Source organism: uncultured Acetatifactor sp. (assembly GCF_948601915.1).
Lineage (GTDB): Bacteria > Bacillota > Clostridia > Lachnospirales > Lachnospiraceae > Acetatifactor.
In genome coordinates this window covers 43,991-52,117 of sequence record NZ_CAPDXS010000001.1, presented here as the reverse complement: position 1 = coordinate 52,117, position 8,127 = coordinate 43,991, and the positions used below count along the sequence as shown (strand labels likewise).

Annotated in this window: 5 protein-coding genes; all 5 read right to left on the bottom strand. The window is 40.7% G+C overall.

What is annotated here, in order from left to right:
• Window positions 1-1,958, bottom strand: a 1,958-nt coding sequence (locus tag Q2B33_RS00180; RefSeq protein ID WP_330691339.1) for a sulfatase-like hydrolase/transferase, incomplete at its 3' end; no start/stop codon positions are given.
• Window positions 1,959-2,023: 65 nt separating this feature from the next.
• Window positions 2,024-3,337 carry a polysaccharide pyruvyl transferase family protein gene (locus Q2B33_RS00175; protein WP_300568536.1) on the bottom strand — a complete coding sequence of 438 codons (1,314 nt, stop codon included), beginning with the start codon at window positions 3,335-3,337 and terminating at the stop codon, window positions 2,024-2,026.
• A gap of 51 nt (window positions 3,338-3,388) precedes the next feature.
• Entirely contained in the window at window positions 3,389-5,710 is a 2,322-nt protein-coding gene (locus tag Q2B33_RS00170) for a glycosyltransferase (RefSeq protein ID WP_300568534.1), read from the bottom strand.
• A 50-nt stretch (window positions 5,711-5,760) separates the two neighbouring features.
• Window positions 5,761-6,498 carry an ABC transporter ATP-binding protein gene (locus tag Q2B33_RS00165; protein WP_300568532.1) on the bottom strand — a complete coding sequence of 246 codons (738 nt, stop codon included), beginning with the start codon at window positions 6,496-6,498 and terminating at the stop codon, window positions 5,761-5,763.
• A gap of 12 nt (window positions 6,499-6,510) precedes the next feature.
• Window positions 6,511-7,950, bottom strand: a complete 1,440-nt coding sequence (locus Q2B33_RS00160) for an ABC transporter permease (protein ID WP_300568531.1) — start codon at window positions 7,948-7,950, stop codon at window positions 6,511-6,513.
• Between the last annotated feature and the right edge of the window lie 177 nt (window positions 7,951-8,127).

The following is an 8,127-nucleotide window of genomic DNA, read 5'->3' as shown; positions in this document are numbered from 1 at the left end:
TGACGGCCATATTCTTCGGTGCCTTCTTCATCATAGCCATGGTCTGACATAATAATGATGACTGAATTATCATAGGAATCTGCTTTTTTTAATTTCTCTAAATATGTAGCGGCAATTGTCATACTGGCTTCTATGTTCTGTTCGTAGGTGCCGCCTTCCAGAATGATGTTGACATCTTTGTCATAGCGATAGGGAACGTGTGCACCTTCGATATGTATGAATTTGAACGTATTTTTCTGTGTATAAGATATGGGTTGTGTCTGTATATTACTAAAAAATTGTAAATTGTTGTCTCTGAACCCCTCATAGGATATGCTCTCATCCCTTTTTCTTAGTAAGTCAAATTCACTTGAATATAATACACAAAATCGCTTGAAATCAAACGGCGCATACCTAAACCCTATTAATTTTAGTTCCGATTTTATAAAATCCACATAGGATGTTAGGCCTGTATTACTTTCTATAATATTATCAAATCTAAATATACTGCTATCAGTTGTAGGAACAGTGGTTTCATATATCCCCAACTTATAATTTCTCTCTTCTAACGTTGAAAAGAAACTTGAATTTTTATATATATTTGAATTATATTTTTCGAATAGTGTCCGATTCTCAAACCATTCTCCTGATAAAATGAACGGTATCGATCGTGCAGTAAAGGGATAGGCCCCCATTGTATCAGGAAAATATGTAAAATCAGAAAAATCCTCCTTATATTCTGGATGATACTCCATAACATCACCAAAAGCTTCAGCATCCAAAGCATCTAACACAAGAATGATAAAGTTTTGTTCGCTCGACATTTCAAATTGATTTTTTACAGTAATATTTGCGTCCAACTTATTTTGAAATCCATTTGTCGTATAGCATTCAATACATAATGTAATTATAAGCATCCCGGTTATCCCGCCAGATACATATTTAATTACAAAATACATCTTTCTGAGATGTAGATATTTAAGAAGCATCGTTACAGCAACTATAACAACACACCATAATATAAGGCTTTTCACTCTTTCTGCTGAAAATTCACCCCAATCAAATGAAGATCCATCCAATCGAGGAAGGTTATTAACAAGGAAATTTCCCTGTATATAGGAACAGATAAAAAATATCAAATATAAAATCACACCAATATGATATATCCTTCTATGAAATAGAAATAGCATCAGCAAAAGTCCAGTGCCAACTAAAATTCCTACCATAAACATCACCAAAACTGTAGGCAAAAGAATATATATATCAAACCAAAATTCTGATTGGTTGTTAAAGTACAAATCCAATGGTGAAAAAACACACCACAAAAATGAGAGTGCTACCGTAAGAATAACACCTTCCTTAAACTCACGAAATGCCGAAAGTCCTTCTATCTTCATTTTTCTAACCAGAAGAATTATCAATAAAGCAATTATAATAACTGTTATAAAAAACCATTGATACTTCATCGTTAGTGTTTTGTGGCCATTTACAACAACTTGATTAACCACCATACTGCATCCACTTTGCGAAAATAAATCCAATCGTAGTTTGGATATTCTACCAACATCCCCAATATCGTCTAGCCAAATTGTATTTGTCCCACTATGAATATAAAATCCCTGATCTATCCATTCATCTTTTTCTGTTATGAGCCAAACTTGAGCATACTTCCTTTCAAGGTTTATCCAATCTACTATAATGTCAATCGATTTTATATATATTGGTTCATCTAAAGCATACTCAATCCATGGGTCATCCGTTTCAGAAATTATGCTGCCGTCATCTTTTAAGAGAAAATCCTTTAAATTTTTTCCTTCTTCTCCAAATAAGGTAAATCTGTCCAACGTGATTTCCTGATACTTTTTTATTATATTTGTGCAAACTAAATAATCAACAAAAATTATCAAAATTATAAAAGATATTATTGCGGCTACTAAGCATATAGGCCGCCTACTTATAAATCTTTTGCGTTTTTCCATATTACACAATATTTCTCCCCATCATCTATAACTTTACAATTATAGTTACTACATAACACAAGTAATTACGTCTCGAGTTCTCCTATTCTCGCATCTTTATATTCAATCTGTTTCTCCAAATACCTTTTAGCTTCTTCCAACTCATTAATCCACTTTTCCAGTTCTTCTATTCTTGCATTCTTGAATTCGACCTGTCCCTCTAAATATCTCTTTCCTTCATCTAGATTATTTAACCAGTCCTCTAATTCCTTTATACGCAAATCCCGATAGAATACCTGTCCCTCTAAATACTGCTTTGTCCGTTCTAATTCTGTTGCCCAGGATTCCAGTTCACTTATACGTGCATCTTTAGGCTCCATTTGACTCTCATAATAATTCTTAGCCTGCTCTATCCCCCAAATATAATCTTCTTTCCTCCTTAACTTCGGCAACTGCTTTTTAAGTATTTCAGATTGCCTTACTAGTTGGTCGTACCAATAGTTTTCAGGAATTATATCTTTTTCTTTGAAGTCTTTTACATCATTCAGAAACCTTTCCACCCTTTTGATTAAATTTCTTCTCAAATCAATATGAAGGTTCTTATTCAAGGGAGGATTCATAACACCATATATGTCTTTACGCATAAATTCATCCTTAGAGCAATGATGAAGCAATGGCAAATAGTCTTCCATTCTCATTTTAGAATCAGCATCATCGTTATAAAGCAGCAATACCGGTGTCCCCAGTGCAAGGCAAGGAAGTGCGCAATGTAACCTTGTTGTAATAACACATTGTGCTTTTTGATATTGGTTAAGTAATTCTATGACATTCTTCCTTCTTTTTTCCCAGCAAAAATCAGTTGAATCTCCTCTCATATTATGTGTAACATTTCTTATTTGACAAGAGCATGCCCTCTCCCTAATTTTAGCAGTAACATCATCGTCCACATCAACACAATAGATGATTTTTTCTCTACCCATATTTTTGTCTGCTTCAAGGGTAAGGGTCATACATGCCGAGAAAAAACTGTCAATACCATGTGACTGCAACAGTCTCAATGTGCTACTATCCCGGGTTCCGATGGGAGCATATTTACCAAAATAATCAACAATATATGGGCTAAAAAAATCATCTTCAATCATAAAAAAATCTTTTCCCGTAATGTGTACAGACAGAAAGCATGGAAGAATATATGGAGACGGCGGCCAGCAGCACTTATTATACATATACCATGCATTCATAATAGTAGCTACCTTAACATCATTATCTGGCCGAAAAACATTCAAGCTTTCACGGTCAATAAAATAATCTATCTGAGGCAAAAATCTTTCCGCTGAATAAGACTGTATGTCGTCCCCTATATTATCCGTTCCCTTGAAAACCAATAGCCCATATTTCAAAAATTTATTCCTCCCATTTATGCTTCCTTATAGGATTTTCATCGTTCACATTTATCTCCTGCGAAAAATACGATAAATTCTTACAAGTACTCCTCTGATTCCTCTCCCAGCTTTAGTATCAACCATGAAATGCCGATACTTCTGAACCACTTTCCATGTCCGCATTGAGTAAATTCTTTCTAGTGTAACATCTGCTTCAGCCATACCTTTCTCAAAATAACACCTCTCATTCCAAACAGTTCCACTTTCGCTTTCCCACATATCCCCAACATTTTTATTCGTAAGCAGTTCTTCTGCCAAATATCCCATTTTGTTTAAAGAAGTGGACTGTCTTCTGCGTTTCTCCACTAGACTTTCGTTGGCAATCAGGTCTTCGATTACTTTTTCAAATGATTGTGTCATATTAATAATGGAGAATCCTTCCTCAATCCTTTTGCGGCAGTTTATGCTACATCTTTCGTAAAGGGATTCATCAGAACAAAATTCAATAATCGCTTTTTCGTACATTTCTATTTCTTCTTCATTGAAATCCCTTGTATCAAAATCGACTACCTCCTCTTGAAGCATAGGAATTAATCTTCCAACATAATCATCAATCAAGTCACTTTGACCACCCACATCACTGCTGATAACCGGAACTCCCATGGCACATGACTCATATGCTGTCAACGCCAATCCTTCTTTAATGGAGCAAATCAAAGTCAATGTAGCGTCCCGATAACATTCTTTCATATTGTCTGAACGTCCTATGGAATAAATAATCCCTTCCAGTCCTCTTTCCTTAATTGCAAGCTTTAACGCTGGCAACTGCTCCCCTTCTCCAACTATTACAAATAGGATATCTGGTCTCTTCTTGGAAACCTTATCCGCTATCTCCAGCAGCATAAATGGTCTCTTCTGTGGATGAATCCGACACGGAAAAAGCACAATCGGTCGCCCTTCCTCTATACCTAATAAATTATATAAATATCCTGGGCGAACCATGTTTCTGTCAAATTCAATATTGTCTACACCAATATATAGCGTCTCGACACTTTCAGGTGTCCGCCCGAAGTGCTCTATCATCACCCTACGTGTCGCACTATTACATACATAAGTTTTATCCAGAAGTTCTCCAAATATACCAGAAACCCTTGCATAGCCTCCTTTTCGCCAATACCATTCTTCCATATGGACATAGTCCAAAATAGTCAGTTGAGGGAACTCCTTTTTAAGCCACGGTATCATGTAATAGCTAATGTATGAATCTGTTATCAATATCGCATCTATGTCCCGGCTTTGGATATAATAGCTTACAAACTCTGCATAATGTGCAGGATCAAGGAAGTCCGGTAGGTTAAAAATTTCATCCGTGTATTTCGCAAACTTTTGCTGCCATACATTTTCCGAAGCCTCTGTCGTCAAAATGCTTATATCAAATCTTTCTCTATTCAATCCCTTTACTAAATCTAGATTGAACTTATCCGCTCCCCCCATAACCATCCATGGAATCAAAAGCAGTAGGCGGATTTTATCATGTATAGGATTCCACTTTCTCTGTTTGTCCCATTTAAACATAACGGGTTTATAGTATGGATATTCTGTCTTTTTAAGCGGATATTCCACTGCCTTGATGGCCCCATTCGACTTAGATGCGGCATCTTGGATAATCTTATCACAAAATGCTACCCTTTCCGGATCCTTTCGTATTGTTGACAGCATGCCATCGTCCAACCGTCTATACCAGAATAAGCAAGTACCTAAATGCACAGGCTTCTTATCTGCTGCCAGCATTTCCAGCCAAAATCGCCAGTCCTCATAATAGGACCACTTTTCAACCTTATAACCCCCAATATCTCTTGCATCCTTTTTACGAATTGCTGCTGAATAATTAAGAAAATTATATGTCTTTAACTTTTCAGCATTCCATGGATATTTCCACAAATATTCTTCCGCGCCAAAACCAATGCTACAGGTGTAACACCATGCGGCCTCCGGATGATAATATAATCCAAAAAATAAGCACTCCAAATATTGAGGTTCGATTAAATCATCTGCGTCCAATGGAATGACAATATCCGTCCTCGCGTTCTCAAATCCTACATTGCGGGCCGCTGACAGCCCCTTATTTTCCTGATTCACAATCCGGATTCTTTTATCCTTTTGGGCAAAAAAACTCAGTATCTCTATATCAGCCTCCACTGTCGTTCCATCGTTAATAATAACCCATTCGAACCAGGGAAAGGTTTGGTTCAAGACGGAATTGAATGTCTGCTCAAAATACTTTCCCGCATTATAATATGGGGTGATAATGGTCACCAAAGCCAGCTCTGGATCAGACACATATTTCCCCTTATTTTCTAATCCCGGTTGTTGCTGATAGTTAAACTCCATAATATATTACCTTCCTGTTTCTCCATTTGTATGCTAAAGATATGTCCCCTTTATTCCGTCCATATTTCATATTCTCTGCATACTGAAGCCGTATCCCCAAACATCTTCAACTCTCCATGGCTCAGCCACGCCACCTTATTGCACATCTCCTTTATCTGCTCGATGTTGTGGGAGACAAAGAATACTGTCGTCCCTCCCCCCATCAACTCGTTCATCCGGGCCTGGCTCTTTTCCTGGAACTGAGCGTCCCCTACCGAAAGAATCTCGTCCACAATCAGGATTTCCGGATTCACCACTGTGGCGATGGAGAAGGCCAGCCTCATCAGCATGCCAGAGGAATATGTCCTGATTGGCTCATATATGAAGTCGCCCAACTCGGAAAAGACCACGATTTCATCGTACTTGTCCTTCAGAAAATCCTCCGAATACCCCAGTATCGCCCCATTTAGGAAGATGTTCTCCTGCCCCGTCATCTCCATGTCGAAGCCGGAACCCAGCTCCAGCATGGGGACAATGTTCCCCCTCGCCGTTATCCTTCCGCTGGTGGGCTTATAAATCCCTGCTATACATTTCAGGATGGTGCTCTTTCCGGAACCATTGCGGCCGATGATTCCGACTACATCGCCCTTCTCCACGGTGAAACTCACGTCCTTCAGCGCGGAGAACTCCCTGTACTTCATCTGGTGGGAAAGCCTTTTCACGATGAACTCCTTCAGGGACTGCACCCTGTTCTGATCCAGTCGGAACGTCATGGACACATTCTCGACTAATACGACTTCATTACCCATCTCGTCACCCCATCAAATATTCAAAGCGAACCTGTCCTGCGTCTTCTTGAACACAGCACCACCGACAGCCAGCGACAGGAACGCCATCAGCGCACACAGCGCATACATCTTCGGCTCTGGAGATATGCCCTCCATCACAATCGTTCGGAACGCCTTCACATAATAGTACATAGGATTGAATGTATGCAGGAACCTGTACTGCTCTGGAATAATGGTCTCCGGGTAGAAGAGCGGCGTGAGGTACATCCACAGCATGCTGATAATGCCCCACAGAAACTGCATGTCCCTAAAGAACACCATCAGCGCGGACAGCAACATGCCAATTCCGATGGTGAACGCCAGCACGCACAGCAGAATCAGCGGGAGCAGCAGGAAAGCCTTCGTCACCTTCTCCCCTGTGAGCATCATCATGAAGAACAACGGCACCATAGAGAGAAACAGGTTAATCAGTGATGAAAGCACCTTCGTCACTGGGTAGATATACTTCGGGACATACACCTTGGTGATTAAGGACGCATTTGCTATGATGGACATCAACGCAAGCCCGGCCGATTCCGTAAAGAAGCCGAATATGACCGTTCCTGACAACAGGTATACTGGAAAGTTCTCGATGTTTCCCCTGAACAGCTGGGAAAAGACTACATACTGCACCACCATCGTGAGGAGCGGGTTCAGTAGGCTCCAAAGCATGCCCAGCACGGAGCGCTTGTACTTCACCTTAAAGTCGCGCCTGACAATCTGCTTAATCAAAAATTCATACCTTTTCAAGGTAAAGAACGTCCCAAATACAGGCTCGTGCCTTCCGTTCTCGAACCGTCGCGCGCAAGACCAGTATACTACCGAAAGAATCATAATCAGCCCCAACGCCAAAAGCGGATAGGCATGTCCCGTCCACACATCATCCATTCCCTGAATGCTGTAGCTCAATGTCCCCGCCACGGTGTCTCCATTGATGAAGAGCTCATCGCCCTCTGGAGATATGGAGTTGTCATATACGGCCACTGCCGAACATCCTTCTTCGCCATTTTCAGAGTACACGGACAGCTTGAACCTATGCCCCCGCAAGCCAACGGCTCCTTCCTCAAGCTCTAAGTAATGGTATTCATTTACCCCAATGGCATCAGCCGGAACAACCTTGTCCGCCAGCTGCGCACCAGTAGCCATGTCCGTCAGCGTAAAATGCATATCAGAATGGATTTCCTTGCCGTTGGATGTCAGGAGGACACCGACAGACATGACCCTGTCCATCTGCACATCAAAATACTGGTCAATCCATACCTTGTCCGTTACCTCTTCCGTGATGCAATTCCCATAGCTGTCCCCTCGGCTTCCAGCAGATTCCCTGTAGAAAAGCTGCTCGCCAGCCGCCCAGTAAAAAACGAGCAGCAGAAGGAGGAGCACGGCCAATGCCTTGGCATATATCACGAGATAGTTCATTTTTTTCTGCTTCATGTCATTTCCCTGAGGAGCCTTGCCCCCTGTTCCTTTTCAGCTTAAAATACATCCCGATTGCCCAGTCGCGCCCCCGGCTCCCCTTAGGAAAGAAGTGCCGCATGATACGCCGTGCTGTGCCCAAAAAGATGCCATCCTCTGGCTCTTTCTTCTGCACGATGTCAGACGACGTCAATC